This window comes from Vibrio sp. S12_S33, assembly GCF_963889785.1.
GTDB lineage: Bacteria > Pseudomonadota > Gammaproteobacteria > Enterobacterales > Vibrionaceae > Vibrio > Vibrio aestuarianus.
In genome coordinates this window covers 1-246 of the sequence record NZ_CAWPQZ010000417.1, presented here as the reverse complement: position 1 = coordinate 246, position 246 = coordinate 1, and the positions used below count along the sequence as shown (strand labels likewise).

The following is a 246-nucleotide window of genomic DNA, read 5'->3' as shown; positions in this document are numbered from 1 at the left end:
TGCTAACAAGCAATTTAAGAGGGATTCCCAACGCTTGGCACTTTTGCTTCTACTTCAAATTTAGTGGTTACGGTACAATGCGTTAGGTTGGGTGGTAGCGTTGCTCACCCCTTAATTGGGCGTTATATTTCTTTTTAGTTCAGTACGTTATAATGTTAAAAATTAAATCGAAAGCCGAAACGTGAATACGTCTCTCAGTGGTGGTCTCCTGAGACTGATGATGGCAGCCTCGATTTACTTTGCGTC

1 other RNA gene is annotated in these 246 nt (G+C 41.9%); it reads left to right on the top strand.

The window, feature by feature from the left end:
• Window positions 1-172: 172 nt before the first annotated feature.
• Window positions 173-233: hammerhead ribozyme type II (locus AACW06_RS20610), an RNA gene on the top strand.
• Window positions 234-246: the final 13 nt, after the last annotated feature.